Source organism: Streptomyces sp. CHD11, from assembly GCF_018638295.1.
GTDB lineage: Bacteria > Actinomycetota > Actinomycetes > Streptomycetales > Streptomycetaceae > Streptomyces.
This window is the reverse complement of sequence record NZ_JABTTS010000029.1, coordinates 152,652-173,097: the sequence shown is the minus strand read 5'-3', so window position 1 is coordinate 173,097 and position 20,446 is coordinate 152,652. Positions and strand designations below refer to the sequence as shown.

At 72.8% G+C, this 20,446-nt stretch carries 16 protein-coding genes; 2 read left to right on the top strand and 14 right to left on the bottom strand.

Features of this window, described 5'->3' with window-relative positions:
- Positions 1-67 precede the first annotated feature (67 nt).
- From HTV45_RS25990 to HTV45_RS25975, 4 genes are all read right to left on the bottom strand, one after another.
- Positions 68-1,141, bottom strand: a complete 1,074-nt coding sequence (locus tag HTV45_RS25990) for a class I SAM-dependent methyltransferase (RefSeq protein WP_215208304.1) — start codon at positions 1,139-1,141, stop codon at positions 68-70.
- Positions 1,138-2,355 carry a glycosyltransferase family 4 protein gene (locus HTV45_RS25985; RefSeq protein WP_215208384.1) on the bottom strand — a complete coding sequence of 406 codons (1,218 nt, stop codon included), beginning with the start codon at positions 2,353-2,355 and terminating at the stop codon, positions 1,138-1,140. The genes HTV45_RS25990 and HTV45_RS25985 overlap by 4 nt, the downstream gene beginning before the upstream one ends.
- An 11-nt stretch (positions 2,356-2,366) precedes the next feature.
- The gene (locus HTV45_RS25980; protein WP_103541617.1) at positions 2,367-2,765 is read right to left on the bottom strand and encodes a 6-carboxytetrahydropterin synthase; all 399 of its coding nucleotides are present in this window, start codon (positions 2,763-2,765) and stop codon (positions 2,367-2,369) included.
- Between the two features lie 115 nt (positions 2,766-2,880).
- A complete protein-coding gene (locus HTV45_RS25975; protein WP_215208303.1) occupies positions 2,881-3,876 on the bottom strand; it encodes a zinc-binding alcohol dehydrogenase in 996 nt (331 codons plus the stop codon).
- A gap of 108 nt (positions 3,877-3,984) precedes the next feature.
- Between HTV45_RS25975 and HTV45_RS25970 the strand changes: the two genes are divergently transcribed.
- Complete coding sequence (locus HTV45_RS25970) at positions 3,985-4,749, top strand: CDP-alcohol phosphatidyltransferase family protein (RefSeq protein ID WP_215208302.1); 765 nt, start codon at positions 3,985-3,987, stop codon at positions 4,747-4,749.
- Between the two features lie 59 nt (positions 4,750-4,808).
- Here HTV45_RS25970 and HTV45_RS25965 read toward each other — a convergent pair whose 3' ends face one another.
- On the bottom strand, positions 4,809-5,348 hold the full coding sequence (locus HTV45_RS25965; protein WP_215208301.1) for a hypothetical protein: 540 nt from the start codon (positions 5,346-5,348) through the stop codon (positions 4,809-4,811).
- A 174-nt stretch (positions 5,349-5,522) separates the two neighbouring features.
- Between HTV45_RS25965 and HTV45_RS25960 the strand changes: the two genes are divergently transcribed.
- Positions 5,523-6,113 carry an HD domain-containing protein gene (locus HTV45_RS25960; RefSeq protein WP_215208300.1) on the top strand — a complete coding sequence of 197 codons (591 nt, stop codon included), beginning with the start codon at positions 5,523-5,525 and terminating at the stop codon, positions 6,111-6,113.
- Between the two features lie 134 nt (positions 6,114-6,247).
- On the opposite strand, the gene betT is transcribed toward HTV45_RS25960, so the two are convergent.
- The 9 genes from betT to HTV45_RS25915 form a co-directional block, all read right to left on the bottom strand.
- Positions 6,248-8,341, bottom strand: coding sequence for a choline BCCT transporter BetT (gene betT / locus HTV45_RS25955; protein ID WP_368860944.1), 2,094 nt, complete (start codon positions 8,339-8,341; stop codon positions 6,248-6,250).
- A 69-nt stretch (positions 8,342-8,410) separates the two neighbouring features.
- Entirely contained in the window at positions 8,411-9,964 is a 1,554-nt protein-coding gene (locus HTV45_RS25950; RefSeq protein ID WP_215208298.1) for a GMC family oxidoreductase, read from the bottom strand.
- Between the two features lie 118 nt (positions 9,965-10,082).
- The gene (locus HTV45_RS25945) at positions 10,083-11,549 is read right to left on the bottom strand and encodes an aldehyde dehydrogenase family protein (RefSeq protein WP_215208297.1); all 1,467 of its coding nucleotides are present in this window, start codon (positions 11,547-11,549) and stop codon (positions 10,083-10,085) included.
- Between the two features lie 271 nt (positions 11,550-11,820).
- Entirely contained in the window at positions 11,821-12,705 is an 885-nt protein-coding gene (locus HTV45_RS25940; protein ID WP_215208296.1) for an NlpC/P60 family protein, read from the bottom strand.
- Positions 12,706-12,858: 153 nt separating this feature from the next.
- Entirely contained in the window at positions 12,859-16,809 is a 3,951-nt protein-coding gene (locus HTV45_RS25935; RefSeq protein WP_308309757.1) for a helix-turn-helix domain-containing protein, read from the bottom strand.
- A 160-nt stretch (positions 16,810-16,969) separates the two neighbouring features.
- Positions 16,970-17,419 carry a peptidase inhibitor family I36 protein gene (locus tag HTV45_RS25930; RefSeq protein ID WP_215208294.1) on the bottom strand — a complete coding sequence of 150 codons (450 nt, stop codon included), beginning with the start codon at positions 17,417-17,419 and terminating at the stop codon, positions 16,970-16,972.
- Positions 17,420-17,541: 122 nt separating this feature from the next.
- The gene (locus HTV45_RS25925) at positions 17,542-18,453 is read right to left on the bottom strand and encodes a hypothetical protein (protein ID WP_251692745.1); all 912 of its coding nucleotides are present in this window, start codon (positions 18,451-18,453) and stop codon (positions 17,542-17,544) included.
- Between the two features lie 545 nt (positions 18,454-18,998).
- Positions 18,999-19,355, bottom strand: a complete 357-nt coding sequence (locus HTV45_RS25920) for a hypothetical protein (RefSeq protein WP_215208293.1) — start codon at positions 19,353-19,355, stop codon at positions 18,999-19,001.
- 353 nt (positions 19,356-19,708) lie between these two features.
- Positions 19,709-20,365 (bottom strand): S26 family signal peptidase, encoded by a 657-nt coding sequence (locus tag HTV45_RS25915; protein WP_308309756.1) that lies wholly within the window; start codon positions 20,363-20,365, stop codon positions 19,709-19,711.
- Between the last annotated feature and the right edge of the window lie 81 nt (positions 20,366-20,446).

The window sequence follows — 20,446 nt, the reverse complement described above, 5'->3', positions numbered from 1 at the left end:
CGCGTGCGCACGGTGCGGGTGTTGAGCCACGCCGCGAGGTCACTCACGCGGCCACGGCCCCGACCGCTCACGCGGTCCCGTCCACCGGCCGGCACAACGCGAGCAGATCGCTGTGCTGCACGACCACCCGCAGCTCGCCCGCCGCGCAGGCCTCCAGCCGATGCGCGAGGTAGGCCTCCGCCCGCGACGCCAGCTCCGGCCGCTCCTCCACCGCCGCGCCGACCCACCCCCGCAGCCACTGCTCGGTCAGCGCCGCCTGCTCCGGGCCGAGACGCCAGGGGCTCGGGTTCAGCCGTACGGTCGCCCCTTGTTCGGCGAACGCCTCGGCCGCGACCGTGACGGCGTCCGGTCCGAGCAGACCGCCCCGCCGCTGATGGTCGTTGAACGCCTCGGTGATCTCCTCATCCATCGGGTGCGGCGCGGTCAGCTCCACGCGTCCCGCCACCGACAAGGTCAGCAGAGCGGGACAGCCGGCCCCCGCGCAGGCGGCGGCGAGAGCCGCGATCTCCTCGCGGGTGAGCACGTCGAGCAGCGCGGACGCGGTCACCAGGGACGCCCCGGCCAGCACGTCCGCCGTGAGCCGGGCGACGTCACCGCGCCGGGTCTCCACGGTGACATGGCTGCCGTCGGCGGCGGAGCGGGGGGAGGCGACGGCGGCGAAGTGCAGCAGGTAGGGGTCCCGGTCGTGCAGGACCCAGTGCTGGGCTCCGTCGAGGTGGGGTGCGAGCCAGCGGCCCATCGAACCGGTGCCGCAGCCGATGTCGTGGATGACGAAACCGTCCGCCCGGTGCGGCAGGTTGGCGAGCCGGATACGCAGCGGGTCGAGCAGGTCGTAGGAGCGGGCGGCGGCGTCGGCCGGTTCGCGCAGCTGGAGCCATTCGGGCGCGTAGCGGGCCGGATCCTCGTCGCCGGTGTCCCGCAGCCGCAGGGTGGCCCGCTCCCCGGGCCGGGAGGCGGCCGGACCGGCGCCGGGAATGACGGACGCTCCGGGGGTGCCTCCGGTCTCGGATCCCACGATGCCTGTACCTCCCGTACCCGGTGTCCGGCCGGCTGCCGCACGCGTGACCTCGGCGGCGTCCCGGGGACCGGGCTGGGCCGGGATCGTCCCTGCCTGCTGGGTGGTGGTCGCCGCTTCGGTCATGCCGCCCTCCGGGGTTCGTTCGGGAGCCGGCGCAGTACCGCCGCCAGGCTCTGTGCGGTGCTCGCCCAGCCGCCGAGCGCGGCCCGCCGGCTGCGGGCGGCCGCCTTGAGCCGGCGTCGTACGTCCGCCTCGCCGAACCAGCCGCGCAGTTCGGCGGCGATGGCGGCGGGGTTCTCCGGCGGGACGAGGATGCCGGGCACTCCCCCGTCGGGGGCGCGGCCGACGGCCTCGGGCACTCCGCCGACGTCGGTGGCCAGGACCGGGATGCCGCGCGCCAGGGCCTCGGTGACCGCCATGCCGTACGTCTCCGCGTACGAGGTGAGCACCATCAGGTCGGCGGTGGCGTAGCTCGCGTCGAGTGCGGCTCCGGTGCGCGGGCCGGCGAGTTCCAGCCGGTCCTGCAGACCGTGCCCGCGGATCAGGTTCCGCAGATGAGCGACGTAGTCGGGATCGTGGCCGAGTCCGCCGACGAGCGAGCAGCTCCACGGCAGGTCGGCCACGGCCGCCAGGGCGTCCACGAGCCGGTGCTGTCCCTTGCGGGGTGTCACGGCGGCCACGCACAGCAGCCGTGAGACGCCGTCGGTGCCGGGAGCCAGGGGTGCGATGTCGGCTCCGGGCGCGGCCACGTGGACGCGGTCGGGGGCGAGTCCGTGGTGGGAGACGAGGCGGCGCACGGCCCAGTCGCTGGTGGCGACGACGGCCGGGACCGCCCGCAGTACCGCGCGTTCGCGGGTGTCGAGTTCGGCGGCGACGGCCGCGTCGAGTCCGGTCTCGTCGCCGAGCGGGAGATGGACGAGTACGGCCATGCGCAGCCGCCCCTCCTCCGCCTCCGGGACGACGATCTCGGGCACCCCGCAGGCGACCAGACCGTCGAGCAGGACGACGCTGCCGTCCGGCAGTTCGCGCAGGGTGCGGGCGAGTTCGGCGCGGGCGGTGGCGCCCGGCCGGGGCCAGTCACCGGCCACCGCGTGCCGCTGCACCTGCCAGCCGAACCCGGGCAGGTCGAGGCAGGCGCGGCGGTCGTAGGCGTTGCCGCCGCTGGGGGCGGCCGGGTCGTCGACGCCGCCCGGCATCACGAAGTGCACCGTGCGCAGGGACATGGGGATGATCCCGTCGTTCCTCGGAAGGGACGTCTGCTGCGGCACGTAGTCCAGCCGGGCCGTGCCGGTGGCCGTGCCGCGAGTCCGGTCGGTGGCCGTGTCCCTGACGTCCATGGTCGTGTCGGTCACAGGTCACGCTCGTAACTCGCCCAGGCGATGTGCGACTCGTGCAGCGCGACGGCGACCTTCGCGATGCCCTTGGCCCCCTCGCCGAGAGCGCCCTTGTGGATGCGCTCGGCGAGCCGGTCGGCGATGACCTTGGCCAGGTACTCCGTGGAGGTGTTGATCCCCGCGAAGTCCGGTTCGTTGTCGAGGTTGCGGTAGTTCAGCTCGCCGACGACGGCTCCGAGTTCCTGTGTGGCGAGGCCGATGTCGACCACGATGTTGTCCTCGTCCAGCTGTTCACGCCGGAACGTGGCGTCCACGAGGAACGTGGCCCCGTGGAGACGCTGGGCCGGTCCGAAGACCTCGCCGTGGAAGCTGTGGGCGATCATGATGTGATCGCGGACGGTGATGCTGAACAACGGACGACCCTCCAGGTGCGGCGCGTCTGTTCCCCGTCCGATCTCCGGCGGGGATGTCGTGTAGTACGGCTGGGTGCCTTCCCCTGTTCAGCGTCGGCTACCTCTTTTCTGGAGGTCAGGCGGGTGTGTGCCGGTCCGGGTCGGTGTAGCGCACGCGGTGGCACAGCGCGGGGATCTCGCCGGAGGCGAGCCGGGGCATGACGTCGGGCAGGTCCTCGAAGGCGGATTCGCCGGTGATCAGGGCGTCGAGGGCGGGGTCGGCGAGCAGGTCGAGAGCGAGGGCGATCCGGTCGGCGTAGCTGCGGTTCGCGCGGGCCGGGGAGACCGTGCCGACCTGGCTGGCGCGGAGGGCGAGCCGCCGGGAGTGGAAGGCCTCGCCCAGCGGAAGGCTCACCTTCCGGTCGCCGTACCAGCTCAGTTCGATGACGGTGCCCTCGGGGCGGAGCAGTTCGAGTGCGCGGTTCAGCCCCTGCTCGGTGGCGCTGGCGTGGACGACGAGATCGCACTCGCCGAGGGCGTCACCGGGCAGCGCGAAGCCGACACCGAGGGCGGCGGCGGTCTTGTCGCGGGCGGGGTCGGCGTCGACGAGCTGGACGCGCACGCCGGGGAAGCGGGCCAGCAGCGCCACCACCGAACAGCCCACCATCCCGCCGCCGACCACGGCGATGCGGTCGCCGACCAGCGGCGCGGCGTCCCACAGGGCATTGACGGCGGTCTCCACCGTGCCGGCGAGGACGGCCCGTCCGGCGGGGACGCCGTCGGGTACGGGGGTGACGGCGTGGGCGGGAACGACGTACCGCGTCTGGTGCGGGTAGAGGCAGAACACCGTGCGGCCCGTCAGCGTCTCGGGCCCCTCCTCCACCACCCCCACGTTGAGGTAGCCGTACTTCACCGGGCCGGGGAAGTCGCCCTCCTGGAACGGCGCCCGCATGGCGGTGTGCTGGTTCTCGGGCACACCGCCGCGGAAGACGAGCGTCTCGGTGCCGCGGCTCACGCCCGAGCAGAGGGAGCGCACCAGCACCTCGTCCGGGCCGGGCGCCGGCAGGGTGACCTCACGGATCGCCCCTCGGCCAGGTGAGTCGAGCCAGAACGCGTGTGCGGTGCGGTTCATCGGAATCCTCCTGAACGATCGGGAAGCTGCACGCGTACCGAGGGGTGCACAGGCCGCGCACAAGGTAGCGGCGGTGATCGACTCTGTCATACGGCCGGAGGATGCTCGGTGGCCCTGAACAACACTTACGACGCGAGGTTCGTGCAGCAGGAGACCGCCGTGGGGGCGGGCGTACAGATCCTGTTGCTGGCCCTGATCGGCACGGCGATCGGCATGGGCCCGGTGGGCTGGCTGACCGGCCTCGCGTTCGCGATCGCCACCTGGGCGGTGCTCTCCCGGGCCCTGTACCGGTCCCGGTCGCGTTGCTTCGGCGCGGCGAACCGGGTCACTCTCGGACGGGCCGCCCTGGTCGGCGGGGTCACCGCGCTGGTCGCCGACTCGTTCCAGGACTCACCTCCCGTCTCCCTGTTCGTCGGTCTGACCGCCGTGGCCCTGATCCTCGACGGCGTGGACGGCAAGGTGGCCCGCAGAACCGGTACGTCGACTCCGCTGGGCGCCCGCTTCGACATGGAGGTGGACGCGTTCCTGATCCTGGTGCTGAGCGTGTACGTGTCGATGGCGTTGGGTCCCTGGGTGCTCCTCATCGGCGGTATGCGCTATGTCTTCGTCGCGGCGGCCCGTGTCCGGCCCTGGCTGACGGCCCCGCTGCCGCCGAGCACGTCCCGCAAGACGGTGGCCGCGCTCCAGGGCGTACTGCTGCTGGTGGCGGGCGCGGCACTGCTGCCGCACGCGGTCAATGTCGCCGTGGTGGCCCTGGCACTGGGTCTGCTGGTGTGGTCCTTCGGCCGCGATGTGCTGTGGCTGTGGCGGACGTCGCGGATCACGGAGGCGCCGGCCGCGCGTGAGGTCCGGCGGGAACTGGTCGCGAGCTGACACCCGGGCGCCTGCCGCGCGGGCCCGCACCGGCCCGTCCGCCCCGCGGCGCCCGCGGGCTACTCGATCCCTGTCGCGTCGAGCAGCCGGACCACCTCCTTGCGCCCGTACCCGAGAAGTCGCGCCCGGTGGGCCGCCGTCAGTACCAGGTGCGCGACGATCTGTGCCGCGTAGCCCTCCCGGTCGCGACCGGCCCACTCGTGCGGCTTCTCCACTCCGAGGCCGCTCATCACCAGCCCGTGCTCACGGCGGATCTCCGCCACGGTGCCGGCGACCGCGTCCAGCAACGACTTGCCCGGCCGCTCGCACTCCAGGGCGAAGCACCCCTGGCCGACCGGCACACACCCCTGCGGCGGACGGTCCCGCAGCCCCGCGTACCGCTCGTCCTCGAAGGCGCCCGGTGCGAACTCCTCGTGCACCAACGGGAACCGGTGGAGTCCGGGCGGGACGGGAGGCGGTGGAGGCGTGTACTCCCACCCGGCGTCCTCGTACAGCTGCCGCTTCACCTCTTCCTCGTCGGCGTGCGTCACCGTGTAGCCGGACGCGTCGTTGCGCCCGGTCGTCGTGCCGTCGGGATTGCGGTGGAAGTGCGGGTTCATGGTGTGCTCCCCTTGCCGTGATGAGAGGTGAGACGGGGACGGAATCCCCCGTCACCAGCTCGAACGGCCCGCGGGGCCGGCGCGTGCCTCCTCCGGGCAGCACCACCTGATCGCGTGAAAAGGCCGTCGGCGGGAACTCTCCGGTCTCCGGAGGGCGGTTGCTACGCTCCCCCGATGAGGATTCCGGACCCCGAAGAGATCCGTGCGCTGCACGAGAAGTACGCGCCCACTCCCGAGGCGCTCGCTTCCGTCCACACGCACTGCGAGATCGTCTGGAGCGTCGCCGAACAGCTCCTCTCCGGTCCCGGTCTCGCCCATCTCGACGCCGGCCTGGTCCGCGCGGGCTGCCTCCTCCACGACATCGGCGTCTACCGCCTCTACGGCGACGACGGACGCCTGGACCACCGCGACTACGTCCGGCACGGCCTGCTCGGCCACGAGATCCTCGAGCGGGAGGGCTTCCCCGAGCCCCTGCGCCGCTTCTGTTCCCACCACACCGGAGTGGGTCTGACCCGGCACGACATCGCCGTCCACGATCTCCCCCTCCCTCCCGCCGACTACCTGGCGGAGACGGAGGAGGAGCGCCTGGTGATGTACGCGGACAAGTTCCATACGAAATCCCGGCCCTCGGTGTTCCTCACGCCCGGCGAGTACGCCACCCACGTCCGCCGCTTCGGCGAGGACAAGGTGACCGCCTTCCAGGCCCTGCGTGCCGCGTTCGGCGATCCGGACCTCACCGGGCCGGTCCCGCGCGCCGAGGTGTGACGGCTGCCCGCCCCGCCGCCGGTGCGGCCCGGCCCAGGTGCCCGCGGCCCGGGAGCTCACCGGCCGCCCTTGCCGAGCGCACCCGGCCGGCCGGCCGACGCGTCCGCGGGACAGCGGCTGTCCGTCCCCGGGTCCTACCCTTCCGGCAGGTGTGCGTCCGGCGCGTCCGGGCGGTGGTCGGGGAGACCGGATCGAGTGGCCGCCTCGTCGCGGACGCGCAGGAACTCCAGGTGGCGCTCGTACTGGTCGAGGCTGTCGGCGATGAGCTGTTCCCTGGTGTAGCCCATCACGTCGTAGTCCTGGTTGCCCTCGGCGAGCCGGACCTCGAAGCGGATGTAGGTGTCGTGCTTGCTGACCGACCGGGTGGCGAAGCCGGGAGTCGGCAGTTCGACGGGCCACACCTCGTAGCGGAACTCGTCGTCCGCACCGATCGGCACCCGCAGTCCGACGTGGGCGAGTCCGGTCTCCTCGACGGTGCCTTCCAGTACCTCCGCCTGCGCTCCCTGCTCCCGCAGCTCTCCGGCGACCTCCTCGAAGGCGGGGCGGCACACGGTGTCGACGAAGCGCGCGGCCGCCCGCCTGCCGGGGAACGCCATCGCCCGCGCCAGCCGGTGCCGCCAGTTCGGTGCGCCCGGCAGCCCCTGCTGGGTCATGCGTCCGGAGAGCGACCCGGGCAGGGTGGTGATCCTCGCCTCCACCTTCATCCGCTCGGTGCGCAGCGCCAGGAAGAGCCCGGCCATGATCAGGAACATCACGAAGGAGAACGGAAGCCCCATGATGATGGTGGCGTTGGTGAGCGCCTGCACTCCGCCCACGATGAGCATGGCGAGGGTGAGCAGCCCGGTCGCCACCGCCCAGAAGATGCGCAGCCAGGCGGGCGCGTCGGTCACCGGGGTGGGCAGTTCGGCGCTGAGATTGCCCATCACCAGGGCCCCTGAGTCCGCGGAGGTGACGTACAGCAACAGCCCGACGAACGTGGCGAGTCCGGCGCTGAACATGAAGCCGGGGTACTGCTCCAGGAGGGTGTAGAAGCCCTGTTCGGGGACGTTCATGGCGGTCTCGCCGAACCCCGTGTTCCCGTCGCGCACCACGAACAGGGCGCTGTTGCCGAGGATGGCCAGGAACATTCCGGTGAAGAGGAACGGGATGATCAGGGTCGCCGCGATGAACTCGCGCAGGGTGCGGCCGCGGGAGATGCGGGCCAGGAAGAGCCCGACGAACGGCGCCCAGGCGATCCACCAGGCCCAGAAGAAGAGGGTCCACGCGTCCAGCCACTCGGTGGGCTGGTCGTAGGCGAACGTGTTGAGGGTCATCGACGGGAAGCCGCTGACGTAGTCGCCGACGTTCTGGACCACGGCGTTGAGCACCCGGAACGGTTCGCCGACGACCAGGATGTAGAACATCAGCAGGGTGGCGAGGAGGATGTTGAGCTGCGACAGCCGGCGGATGCCCTTGTCCACGCCGGAGGCCGCCGACACGGTGGCCATCACCACCGCGACGGCGATCAGGGCGATCTGCGCGGCGAGCCCTTCGGGCACGTCGAAGAGGACCTTCAGTCCGTAGTTCAGCTGCACCACGCCGATGCCGAGTGTCACGCCGATGCCGAACAGGGTGCCGATGATGGCCGCGAGGTCGACGGCGTCACCGATCCGCCCGTGGATCCGGCGGCCGATGAGGGGGTAGAGCGCGGAGCGGATGGCGAGCGGCAGCCGGTAGCGGAAGGAGAAGTAGCCCAGCGCCATCCCCATCAGCGCGTACATGCCCCAGCCGGTGATGCCGTAGTGGAACAGGGTCCACACCACGGCCTGCCGGGCGGCCTCCAGCGTCTCCGGGTCGCCCTGCGGCGGCGCGAGGTAGTGGCTGACGGGGCCGGAGACCGAGAAGAACATCAGGTCGATGCCGATGCCCGCCGCGAACAGCATCGCCCCCCAGGTGAAGACCCCGTAGTCGGGCTTGGAGTGCTTGGGGCCCAGCTTGACCGTGCCGTACTTGGACGCGGCGATGAAGATGACGAACAGCAGGTACAGGGTCGCGGCGACGAAGTAGTACCAGCCGAACCAGTGGGAGATCTTGCCGACCGCCACGCCGATGGCGTCCTCCGCACCGGAGGGGGTGATGATCGCCCAGAGCGAGACCGCGAGGACGAGGAGGGCCGCCCCGAAGAAGACCACGGGTTTGAGCCGTACCGGGCCCGTCGGCTCGTCCGACGCCAGGACGTCCTCGGGCACCTTTCCGGGGCCCTTATCGCCGGTGGTCGACACAGTGGTGTTCCTCCTCCTTCGCCGAGGGGCAGGGCATCATCGCGCGCCTGCCCGGCCGGTGAGCAGGTCTGCGGCGCGTTCGGCGGCGAGCAGGACGGTCACCATCGGGTTGATGGTGGGCATCGTCGGGAACACCGACGCGTCGACGACACGCACGCCCTCCACGCCGCGCAGTCTCAGCTCCGGGTCGCAGACGGCCATCGGATCGTCCGCCGCGCCCATCCGGCAGGTGCCCGCCGGGTGGTACACGGTGTGGGCGACACGGCGCCCGTACTCCGACAGACCGGCGTCGTCGGTGACGTCCGGTCCGGGCGCGACCTCGCGCACGAGCCAGTCCTTCAGCGGATCGGTCGCGGCGATCTCCCGGGCGACCTTGAGCCCTTCGACGACGGTGCGCTCGTCGTGCCCCTCGGGGTCGGTGAAGTACCGGAAGTCCAGGGCGGGATGCTCGGCCGGGTTGGAACTGCGCAGCCACATGCGGCCGGTGGAGCGGGCCCGGGGCACGTTCGGCGTCATGCACACCCCGTGCTCCGGTACGGGGTAGCCCAGACGCTCGGTGTTGGCGGTGAACGGCACCTGGTAGAAGTGGAACATCAGGTCGGGCCGCGGCTGGTCCTTCTCCAGGCGCAGGAAGAGACCGGCGTCGGAGTCCATCGCGGAGTTGGGCGGCAGCGGGCCGTCGGTCTCCCACACCATCACCGACTCGGGGTGGTCCAGCAGGTTCTCCCCTACGCCGGGCAGGTCGGCGTGGACGTCGATGCCGAGACGGCGCAGGTCGTCGGCCGGGCCGATGCCGGACAGCATCAGCAGCCGGGGGGTGTCGATGGCCCCGGCACAGAGCACGAGTTCGCGGGTCGCGCGCAGGGCCGCCGGTTCGCCGTCGGCGCCGCGGACCGCGACGCGGGTGAGTCTGCCCGACTCGTCGGTGAGCAGCCGGTGGGCCCAGGTCTCCAGGAGGACGGTGAGGTTGGGGCGGTCCAGCACGGGGTGGAGGTAGGCGACGGAGGCCGACGAGCGCAGGTTCCCCTCCGGTTCGTAGGCGAGGGAGAAGAAGCCGGTGCCGTCGGCGAAGGGCTCGGCGTTGAAGTCGTCGACGACGGGGACGCCGGTGGCACGGGCGGCGGCGGTGACGAAGTCCCTGGCGATGGGATTCCGGTCGGCCTCGGCCACCGGGACGATCCTGGTCTGCAGCCGGTCGCGGTAGGGAAGGATCGTCGCCGGGTCCCAGCCGGCGCAGCCGGCGGCCACCCAGTCGTCGAGGTCCTGCGGCAGCGGCAGGAAGCTGATCAGCGTGTTGTGGGAGGAGCAGCCGCCGAGGACGCGGGCGCGCGAGTGCAGGATGTGGGAGTTGCCGCGCGGCTGTTCGACGGTGGTGTAGCCGTAGTCGAACTCCGTGCCGAGCAGGTTGATCCAGTTGCGCAGGCGCAGGATGCGCTCGTCACCCACATCGCTGGGCCCTCCTTCGATCACGCAGACACGGCAGTCGGGGTCCTCGCTCAGGCGGGCGGCGAGGACACAGCCGGCGGTGCCGCCGCCGACGATGACGTAGTCGTAGGAGGACTCGGCGCCGTGCGGGGTGGTGGCGGCCATGGAGTGCCTTTCTTCGCGGTGCCGTCGTGCGGTGCCGTCGTGCGGTGGCGTCGTGCGGTGCCGTCGTGCAGTGCCGTCGTGCGGTGGCGGACGGGATGCCGTGCCGCGCTGTGTCCGGTCAGCCCTTGAACCAGCCGGAGGGCCCCGGAGCGAGGTTCTGGTAGATGTGCTTGGCCTCCTGGTATTCGTGCAGGCCGGTGGGGCCCAGTTCCCGCCCGACGCCGGAGCGGCCGAAGCCGCCCCACTCGGCCTGCGGTACGTAGGGGTGGAAGTCGTTGATCCACACGGTGCCGTGCCGCAGCCGCTGGGCGACGCGCTGGGCGCGGCTCGCGTCGGAGGTCCACACGCCGCCGGCCAGGCCGTAGCGGGTGTCGTTGGCGAGTTCCACGGCCTCGTCCTCGGTGCGGAACCGCTCGACGGTGACGACCGGCCCGAAGACCTCGTTCTGCACGATGCCCATCGACCGGTCGCAGTCGGCGAAGACGGTCGGCAGCAGGAAGAAGCCGCGGCTCAGCGCCGGGTCGTCGGGGCGGGTCCCACCGGTGACGAGCCGTGCGCCCTCCTCCTGGGCGGAGGCGATGTGGCGTTCGACCTTGTCCCGGTGCTCGGCGGAGCTGAGCGGCCCGCTCTCGGTGCCCTCCTCCATGCCGTTGCCCAGGCGGATCGCGCGGGCGCGTTCGGCGAGGGCGTCGACGAAGCGGTCGTGCAGGGAGTCCTGGACCAGCAGCCGCGAGCCGGCCGAGCAGACCTGTCCGGCGTGCAGGAAGGCGGCGTCGAGCGCGTAGTCCACGGCGGCGGTGAAGTCGGCGTCCTCGAAGACGATGTTGGGGTTCTTGCCGCCCAGTTCCAGGGCGATGTTCTTGGGCCCCTCGGCGGCGGCGGCCATGATGGCGCGTCCGGTGGCCAGACCTCCGGTGAAGGACACCAGGTCGACCTCGGGGTGGGCGGTCATGGCCGCGCCGACGGTCGCCCCCGACCCGAGGACCAGGTTGGCGACGCCGGGCGGAGCGCCGGCCTCCTCGATCAGCCTGATCATCGTGATGGTGGTGAGGGGGGTGGTCTCACTGGGCTTGAGGACGAAGGTGTTGCCCGCGGCCAGCGCCGGCGCGACCTTCCACGACGCCTGGAGCAGCGGGTAGTTCCAGGGGGCGATGAGCGCGCACACACCGACCGGCTGGTACACGACGCGGCTGAGGACGTCCGGGCCGACGTCGACGACCCGGCCGCCGTCCTTGCCAACGAGTTCGCCGTAGTACCGGAAGCAGTTCGCCACGTCCTCGACGTCGAAGCGGCCCTCGGCCAGTGTCTTGCCGGTGTCGAGGGTCTCGGTGCGGGCAATCTCGTCGATGTCGCGCAGCAGCAGGTCACGGACGCGCAGCAGGACGTCGGCGCGGCGGCGGGTGGGGGCGTTCGCCCAGTCCTCCTCGTCGAAGGCACGCCGGGCGGCGCGCACCGCACGGTCCACGTCGGTGGCGTCCGCCTCGTCGACGGTCGTGACGACGGAGGCGTCGTACGGGTTCACCACGTCCCGCCGCCCGCCGCCCGCCGCGCTCGTCCACTCACCGTCGATGTACAGCTCGCCCACCGCGGGCCTCCTTCGCATCCGACCGGTACCGATCGGTTCGCCGGTCGGCAGCACGGCCATCGTGCGGCGGGCGGCCCGGGAGCGCACGGCCGGTGTCGCGACCGGGTGGTCCGGTTGACCCGAGCGGGCCAACGGACGGGCGGGGCCGGCCGGGCGGCCGTCCCCGCCCCCGTACGAGTGCGGCCGCCGCCTCCCGCGAGGCAGCGGCCGCACTCGTGTCGTCCCTGCTCCGGGCGCCGTCCGTGTCAGGACGGGCCCCGGCGCCGGAGGTTCACCGCCTCGGCGGGGCTGTCGCGCAGTCGGGCACGCCGTCGAGCCATGCCGCTCCCCTGATGTAGATGTTGGTCACCCACGCCCTGTAGTCCGGCAGGTACGACCACACGTCGTTGGTGTAGCCGTCGGAGGTGACCTCCTCCGCGTGCTTCTGGCACTGGACGCGGATGGTGGTCGAGTACGGGAACGCGTAGACGCGGGCGGCGGCGAGGGACGGCTCGGCCTTGGTCCACACGCCGGTGCCCCACGTCTGGTGGATGTGGCCGGTGACCTGTCCGGTGTTGACGCGGACGGCGCCGAAGTAGCCGTCGAGACGGACGTCGCTGACCATGAGCCTGGTGCCGGACTCCTTGGCCTCGACCATCTTGCCCGCGCCCAGGTAGAGGGCGATGTGGTGCAGGTCCTTCGAGGTGCCCCAGGCCAGCAGGTCGCCCGGAAGCAGCTGGGCCAGGCCCTGTGCGGCGGTGAAGCGGGCGGCGGCGCGGTGCGTGTAGTACTGCTGGCCGGCGACGCCGTTGAGGATGTCGGAGCCCGCCGCCTCGGCGTACGCGTGGCGGACCAGGCCCGAACAGTCGAAGCCGAGGCGTTCGGGGTCGTGTGCGCTGTCCGGGTCGGTCGGGTCCACCTGGCCGTACGTGGCGCCCGGCTGGGGACCGTGCCCGCCGCCCCATGTGTACCAGGTACCGGCCGCTACCTCGGCGCAGGCGGCGGCGATCGCGCGTTCGGCCGCCGCGGAGGCTCCGGGCGCGAGGACGCCGCACGCGTCCGCGGCGGTGCGCTGCGCGGGTGCCCGGGTGTCCGCGGCGGCGGCGGTCACCGGCGCCCAGAGGAGGAGTGCGAGTAACGCGGTCAGTGTGCGGATGAGACTGGTCCGGCGGAGCATGCCAGGACCCCCGTTTCCTGTGGCTGGTGGGAGAAGTGCTCGGACAGGAGCTTGCCGACCGGGCCGCGCGCCTGTCGAGGAACCGGGTGTCGCCTCCCTTCGACGGGCAACGGGAAACACCCGGGAAACCCCCTGCGAGCAGGTGAGTCGCCGTCAACCGCGCCTGTCGCAGGCCGCCTCCCCGTCGGTGAGCCGGACGCCGGGCAGAAGCCTCGCGCGCGCCTCCGCGCCGACGTTCGCGCCGAGTCGGCAGATCCGCGCCAGCCGGGCCCCGGGGTCGAGGTCCCACAGCCGTACGGTGCCGTCCGTGCCGGCGCTGGCCACCGTTCCGCCGCCGGGAGCGAAGGCCACGCTCCACACCGCGTCGGTGTGACCCGTCAGGGTCGCCCACGGACTCCGTCCGGCGACGTCCCACAGCCGCACCGTGCGGTCGTTGCCGCTGCTGGCGAGCCTGCGGCCGTCGGGTGCGAAGGCGATGCCCCGGACGGATCCGGTGTGACCGGTCAGGACCGCCTCCGAGCGGCGTTCGCGGACGTTCCACAGCCGTACGGTGCCGTCGTTGCCGCTGCTGGCCAGGGTGCGCCCGTCCGGGGTGAAGGTCACGTTGCGCACCGCGCCGGTGTGGCCCTTCAGGGTGCCTAGCGGGCGGCGCGAGCGGACGTCCCAGAGCCGTACCGTCAGGTCGTCGGCGGCGCTGGCCAGGATCCGGCCGTCGGGGCTGAAGGCGACGCCGTTGGCGTAGTCCCGGTGGCCGGTCAGCCTCGCCAGCGGCGCGCGTTCCACCACGTCCCACAGGCGCACCGTGCGGTCGGCGCCGGCCGAGGCGAGGCTCCGGCCGTCGGGCGCGAAGGCGAGGGAGTAGACCTGCCCGGTGTGGCCGGTCAGGGTCGTCAGCAGTGCGTGGGTGGCGACGTCCCACAGCCGGACGGTGCCGTCGGAGCCCGCCGACGCCAGGGTCCGCCCGTCGGGGGCGAAGGACACCGAGAAGACCGCCTCGGTGTGTCCCCGGAGCGTCGCCAGGAGCCGGCGCCCGCCCACCTCCCACAGACGTACCGTGTGGTCGGCGTCCGCGGTGGCCAGCAGGCGCCCGTCGGGGCTGTACCGGGCCTGCCAGACCTGTGTGAACGGACGGGCCGTCAGCACCGGGCCGCGGAGGTTCCACAGGACCACGGTGCGGTCGAAACCGGCCGTGGCGAGCAGGGTGCCGTCGGAGGTCGCGGCCGCCCCCATCACGTAGTCGGTGTGGCCGGCGAGCACGGCGGTCTGCCGGCCGCCCCGGGCGTCCCACAGTCGGGTCGTCCCGTCGCCGACCGCGCCGACGACCGTGGCACCGTCGTGTGTGTACGCGACGGCGTTGATGTCGTCGTTGCTCCCGGCGAGCGTCGCGTCGGGCCGGTCGTCGCGCCGGCCGTCGCGCACGTCCCACAGTCGTACGGTCCGGTCGACGCCCCCGGAGGCCACCTCCCGGCCGTCCGGTGAGAACGCCACGCCCAGCACCTCGTCGGTGTGCCCCTCGAGCACGGCGAGGGGCCGGGCGCGGTCGGTGGTCCACAGGCGCACGGTCCGGTCGGCTCCGGCGGAGACCAGGGTCCGGCCGTCGGGGGCGTGGTCCAGGGCGTTGACCGCTCCCTCGTGCCCGGGCAGGGACTCGGCGAGGCGGGGCGTACGCTCCGTGTCCCACACCTGGACCGTCCCCTCGGCGGTCGCGACGGCGAGCCGGTCTCCACGGGGGTCGAAGGACAGCGCACGGGCGCCTTCCGTACTGTCGGCGAGCACAGCCGTGCTGCGGCGCCCGGCGACGTCCCAGAGGGTCACGGGCCCGCGTGTCGACGTCGCCGCGAGGGTACGGCCGTCGGAGCTGAAGGCGATCGATCGGACGGGCCCGGACATGGTGAACGTGGCGGTCGTGCGGCGGTCGGACACCCGCCGCACGGTCACCGTCCCGTCGGAGCCGGCCGTCGCCAGGGACCGGTCGTCCGGTGCGAAGGCCACCGCGTTGACCGGCCCGCGGTGACCGCCCAGCCGGCCGGAGAACGGCTGGGACTGCGTACTCAGCAGCGCGCCCCGCGCCTCCACGGTGACATGGGCCCGGTAGGCCTCACCGGCCAGCAGCATCGACGCCTCCGGCCGGCCGCCGGCGAGCGACGCGGACCACACGGCGAGTGCCTGGGACCGCGCGACGCGCTCCTGTCCGAGGGCGTTCTCGCGCTGCTGGTAGGCGAGGCCGCCCGCGGTCAGGGCGAGCCCGAGCAGGACGGCGAGCGTGGCGAGCATCGACTGCCGGAGCCGGACCTGGCGTCTGGCCTGCCGCTCGAGGCCTTCCTGCTCGGCCAGGCTCGCCCGGAGGAACACCTCCTCGACGGGGCCGAGCCGGCGCCGGCCGTCCAGTTCGTCGGCCCAGGAACGCACGGTGCTCAGCCGGGTACCGCGGTACAGCGCGGACGGGTCACGGCCCTCGCGCTCCCATTCCGCGGCGGCGTGCGCGAGTTGCTGGTGCAGGAGCAGCCCGGCGCGGTCGGCGTGGATCCAGTCCCGCAGCCGTGGCCAGGCGTGCAGCAGGGCCTCGTGGGTGATCTCGACCGTGTCGCTGTCCAGGGTGACCAGCCGGGCCCGTACGAAGGCGTCGAGCGCGGCGGAGGCGCCGTCCGCGACGGCGAACTGCTCCTTCAGGGCAGCCGTGTTCATCCGGCGGCGGGTCGCCCCGCCGCCGTCCGCGACGTACACCAGCCGGGACAGGAGGCGGCGGATCGTCCTCTGCTCGGCCGGGTACAGCCGGGCGAAGACGCTCTCGGCGGTCCGCGCGATCGCGCCCCTGATGCCGCCGGCCCGCTCGTACCCGGCGACGGTCAGTGAGGCCCCCTCACGCCGTTGCCAGGTGGCCAGCAGGGCGTGGGAGACGAGGGGGAGCACGCCGGAGGGTGCCACGTCGGCTCCGGAACCGGCGGAACCGGCGGCGTTCCCGCTGTCCGGTGATCCGTCCGGCGGTGCGGCGGCCTGCTCGTCGCGCAGCCCCGCGTCGCGCAGGAGCAGGGGCAGCAGGCCCGGTTGGAGTGTCAGTCCCGCGCGCTCCGCAGGCCGGGTGATGGACTCCCGTAACTCCCCGACGGACATGGGCGGCAGCACGAACAGTCCGTCGGTGAGCACCGGGGCCAGTTCGGGAAGGCCGAGGCAGTCGCCGGTGAAGTCGGCCCGGACGCCCAGCACCACGACCGCGGGTCCGTGTCCGCTCTCCTCCGGCCGGGGGGCCGCCAGCGCGCGGAGCACGCGGACGAAGGACCGCCGCTCGTCGTCGTCCGCGCAGAGGGTGAAGAGCTCTTCGAACTGGTCGACGATGAGCACCAGCCGACAGGGCGGGGGCCTGCGCTCCCCGGGCAGCGGCGGGTCGTCCAGCATCGCGCGTACGGCGTCCAGCACCGCGTCGGGTCGGGCGCGCACCTCCTCGACGGTGACGGCGAGGTCCCCGCCCACCACCTTCGCGGTGCGCTCCAGGAGTTCCTCCAGGGGCCGCGAGGTGGGGGTGAAGGTCACCACCGGCCACCGGTCGGCGCCCGGCATGGGGAGTGCGCCGCGCCGCAGCGCGGGCACCAGTCCCGCGTTGAGCAGGGACGACTTGCCCGCGCCGGAGGGGGCGGCGAGCATCAGCGGGCCGCTTCCCACCCGTGCGAAGACGCGCTCCACCAGTGCGGCCGTCGCGCGCTCGCGGCCGAAGAACCAGTCCGCGTCCTGCGGGGTGAACGCGGACAGGCCGCGGTACGGACACGCCCCGCCGGACTGCCGCCCGGCCGTGGCCGCCCCGGTGCCGCTCCCCCTGTCGGCGGACGGTCCCTCCTGCACCAGCCTCAGCAACTCGCCCTCGGCGCCCAGGACCCGGTCACAGATGCGGGCGATGTCGGCGGTCGCCCGCTTGGTGCCGGTCTCGATCTTGCTGAGGTAGCCCTTGCTGTAGTGCGTCTGCCGTGCCAGGTCGGTCAGCGACAGGCCGCGCGCCTGTCTCAGTCGTCTCAGTTGTGCGGGGAAGGAGTGCGTGGTCGGCGCGCTCCGGTCCCGCCCGTTTCCGTAGTCTGCTTCCTGCCCGTGTTCCTGCCCGTACTGCGGATCTCCCACGGAGTCCCCCATGCGGTGCGGCCGTGAGACGGTGGGCTCCCAGGCTACTGCGGGGGTGGCCGGACCGGCCGGACCTTTCACCCGATGTGGCGAAAACGCGAACGCCCGGAACCGCGGGGCGGTTCCGGGCGTTCGCGCCCCGTCACACGGACAGCCGGGGTCAGGTCAGCAGGGCCCCGCAGGCGCTGCTGGCCACCCACTTGTGCGAGGAGATGGTGTCGTTCGCACTGACACCGCTCGTGAGCCGGTTGTCGGTCAGGTTGTCGGCGTAGAGCTCGCCCGGCGCCAGGCAGCCGTGCCCGCCGCCGAAACTGGCGTGCTCGTAGAACGCGACGTGGTCGAGACCCCCGGTGTAGCCGCGGTTCATGACGGACGTCGCCCTGTCCTGCGCGCCGCCCCACCAGCTGCTGTTGCCCGCGGTGCTGATCAGCAGGGCGCCCGAGCAGTCCAGGTTCTCCCAGGCGTACATGTAGCCGTTGCGCGGGCCCCACTTGCTGTCGCAGACGGGACCGGCGACGGTGCTCTCGGACGCCTGCGCGGCGGTGGCGGGCACGGCGAGGCCCAGGGCTGCGAGCCCGAGGACCGCCGCGGTGACGGTGAACTTGCGCATGCTGTTTCCCCTCGTTGGTGTCACTGTCGGTACTTCGGTGGTGCTTCGGAGCCGGTGTGCCGGGCCGGCGGCCCGGCGCGCACCGGCGCCGTGGGGCGGTGTCCGCCCCGGGCACGACAGGGTCAGTCGCGCTCCGGGACGATGCGCACCGCCCGGTCGTGGGCCTGCCGGCCGAGGCGTCGGTGAGTGTCGATGTCCTCGCCGAACCGGTCGCGCAGGCGGTCCAGATAGTGCGTCTCCCGTGCCGTGGCCACAGCACGCAGGGAGGTCTCGCGGGCACAGGTCGCGTCCGCGACGGCGGTCCTCCGCTCGGCGGCGAACGCCTCGTCCGCGCGGGCCCCGCCCAGCCGGCCGGTGCGGACCCGGACGGCCTCGCGGGCCGCCCCGGGATCCTCGTAGGGCTGTCCCGCCCGCTTCATGCACCGCGCCCATGCCCTGATCGCGGAGGTCAGCCGGCGGTCCTTCGTCAGCTCCTCGCCGTACAGGGCGCCCAGTCCCGCGACGGTCTTGCCCGTGCGGAACCAGTCGGCGGGGTCGCCGTAGAGCGTGCCCTCGGCCTCCTCCGTGCAGCCGCCGAGGCGTTTGCGGATCTCCCCGCCGGCGGGCAGCGGCGCCCGGAGCGTCTTGGCGTCCTCGCCGCCGTCCAGCGCGGTGTCGAAGGCCACGCGCCGGGTGGCGGAAAGTCCCTCCCGGTAGACGCCGTTGGGGTTGTGCTCGCGGATCCGCAGGCCCTTCGCCTCGATCCGTCCCCCGTAGCCGTGCCTGCGGGCCCACGCCACGTCGTCCTGCACGAAGCGCACCGGGCGGCTCTCCTCGAGCGTCAGGCCACGATCCTCCCAGTAGCTGAAACCCTGACGGTCCATGCACTGCCTGATCAGACGCTGTCGCGCGTCGGCGACGCGCACTTCCTGCTGCCAGGTCAGGGCCCGGGGACGCGGATCCTGTGGCGCCCGGTCGTCGACACCCCCGCCGCCGGCGCATCCGGTCGTGACGGCCGCCACGACCGCGCACAGGGACACGAGTACCCGTCTCATCAACTCCGCCCCCTTTGCCGCCGTATGCTGCCGGACCCAGACTCGCCCGGCCGCCGGCGGCGGTCGACGGGTTTCCTGTTGCCCGCGGGGGCGGTGGATGGGAAACACGGGGTGAGCAGGGGAAACGTGGGAAGGGAGGCAACGCGGGGAGGGCCGTCGGAGACGGTGCGGGTGCGGAGCCGGAGCGGAGCGGCCCTCTCGTCGCCCTCTGCGGCCGGCCGTACTCCTCGAGGACTGGCGCGCTGACCGTCGATCACCTGGCCGGACCACTGACCCGTATCACCCGCACGCACTCCGCCACACGAGCCGCTGCCGGACGCCCCGGTCACCAGCAGGAACCGGTCGGCCGGTTCGGGCACGGAGGCATGCGGCCTGCGCGTCGGCCCGGCGGGCCTGGGCCTACCGTCGAAGCAGACGACCGCCTCCTCCTCGCTGTACCGCGTCGAGTCCCGTCCCGACTGCGGGAGGTGCGGTCGTGAGGCCGTCTCGCCTCACGACCGCACNCCGCCCCCCCCCCCCCCCCCCCCCCCCCCCCCCCCCACGGCTCAGTTGCCGATCGAATCGGTCAGCGGCTCGCTGCATTCGTCGTTGCCCAGGCCAGGCCCCGTGGTGCAGACCCAGAGAGTGATGGTCCCGTCCTCGCGCATGTTGTAGTCGCAGGTTTTCCCTGCCTCCGGTGTGGTCACACTGCAGGAGCCCGAGCGGCCGTAGTCCGTGAACCACTCGACGGAACTGGTGCGGCCCTCGAAGTGCTCGACCCAGACTTTGTCGCCGTAGCTGACGAATCCGCCCCAGGCGTAGCCGTTGGACACCACCGCATCGGCCTGGGCCGATGTCGAGAACCACAGGACGGTTGCGGCAGCGCCGACGGCAGCCACCGCTGAACGGGAGACCATTCGCATGATTTCTTCCCTTGCTGAGAGTGGGTCATCGGTGATGACCCGTGAAGGTCTTGCTGGAAGCGCAGTGCGCGTTACTCTCGCCCGGGTGGGATCCGCCGAGGCATACCCGTACGCGGAACCAGGCGGCTCCCGGCCTTACCGGACGCCGGACGGGAATGTGCCGCCGGTGGCGAGCGCACCCTGGACGGAGCCAGGATGGTTACGTGCGGGCGAGAGGCGATGCCATTCGCGGACACGGTTTCGTATCCCGCCGCCCGGGCCGGGGCGGGCGGTGCCACACCGGGGGCGGTGAAGCCCGGCGCGGCGGCGCATGCGGCCGAAGGCGCCGCGGGTGTGCCGCGAGAGACGGGCGGTCATGGAGTGTCCTCCCGTTTCGCAGTACCCGATGAAGAAGAAGCCGGTGCCGTCCGCGTCACGTCGCGCACCAGACGCCGGGCGGCCCTGCGCGTCTTCCGTTCCGGTGCGGCCCGGCGGCCCGGCACCGGACGTGCTCCGCGCTCGACGACTCCCATCACGCGCTGCACGGGGAAATAACCGAGCCGTCGCGAGTCGAGACTCAGCCGTCGGTTGTCGCCGACCAGCACCACGTTGTCCGGCGGGACGGCGTCCTCCGGGACATGCGCCAAGGAGGGGAACCCCGCACGAGGCACTGCGTCACCGGCCACCGCGGCAACGCGTTTGATCAGCCATCGGCGCCCCGACAGTTGCGTGTTGTCCGCGTCGGCGCACAGCGGAGGGCCGAGCCACTCGCCATCGACGCCCGGCTGCTCCACCACGACGACCTGTCCCACCACCGGCGTGCGGATACGCCGCACCAGCACTCGGTCACCGTCGTGGTAGGAGGGCTCCATGCTCCGCCCGCGCACGGTGACCGAGGCGAGGCGCCGGGCGAGACACCGGCGAGCGGCCAGCACGACACTGAGCAGCACCGGCGGGATCGCGCACACCAGTCCGCGGTCCAGGCGGCCCATGAGGGTGAGGCAGCCGGCCACGACGGTCGCCGCCGTCACAAGAGCCAGTGAGCCGGTGACGACAGCGGAGCGCGAACGGGGGCGGTCCGGGCCCTGCGGCCATGCCGCTGCCCGGCCGGG

Coding starts and splice junctions, on each gene's coding strand:
- HTV45_RS25960 (WP_215208300.1), top strand. CDS start 5,523: ATGAGGATTCCGGACCCCGAAGAGATCCGTGCGCTGCACGAGAAGTAC.
- HTV45_RS25950 (WP_215208298.1), bottom strand. CDS start 9,964: ATGGCCGCCACCACCCCGCACGGCGCCGAGTCCTCCTACGACTACGTC.
- HTV45_RS25925 (WP_251692745.1), bottom strand. CDS start 18,453: ATGAGACGGGTACTCGTGTCCCTGTGCGCGGTCGTGGCGGCCGTCACG.
- HTV45_RS25990 (WP_215208304.1), bottom strand. CDS start 1,141: ATGACCGAAGCGGCGACCACCACCCAGCAGGCAGGGACGATCCCGGCC.
- HTV45_RS25940 (WP_215208296.1), bottom strand. CDS start 12,705: ATGCTCCGCCGGACCAGTCTCATCCGCACACTGACCGCGTTACTCGCA.
- HTV45_RS25985 (WP_215208384.1), bottom strand. CDS start 2,355: ATGGACGTCAGGGACACGGCCACCGACCGGACTCGCGGCACGGCCACC.
- HTV45_RS25975 (WP_215208303.1), bottom strand. CDS start 3,876: ATGAACCGCACCGCACACGCGTTCTGGCTCGACTCACCTGGCCGAGGG.
- HTV45_RS25930 (WP_215208294.1), bottom strand. CDS start 17,419: ATGCGCAAGTTCACCGTCACCGCGGCGGTCCTCGGGCTCGCAGCCCTG.
- HTV45_RS25920 (WP_215208293.1), bottom strand. CDS start 19,355: ATGCGAATGGTCTCCCGTTCAGCGGTGGCTGCCGTCGGCGCTGCCGCA.
- HTV45_RS25965 (WP_215208301.1), bottom strand. CDS start 5,348: ATGAACCCGCACTTCCACCGCAATCCCGACGGCACGACGACCGGGCGC.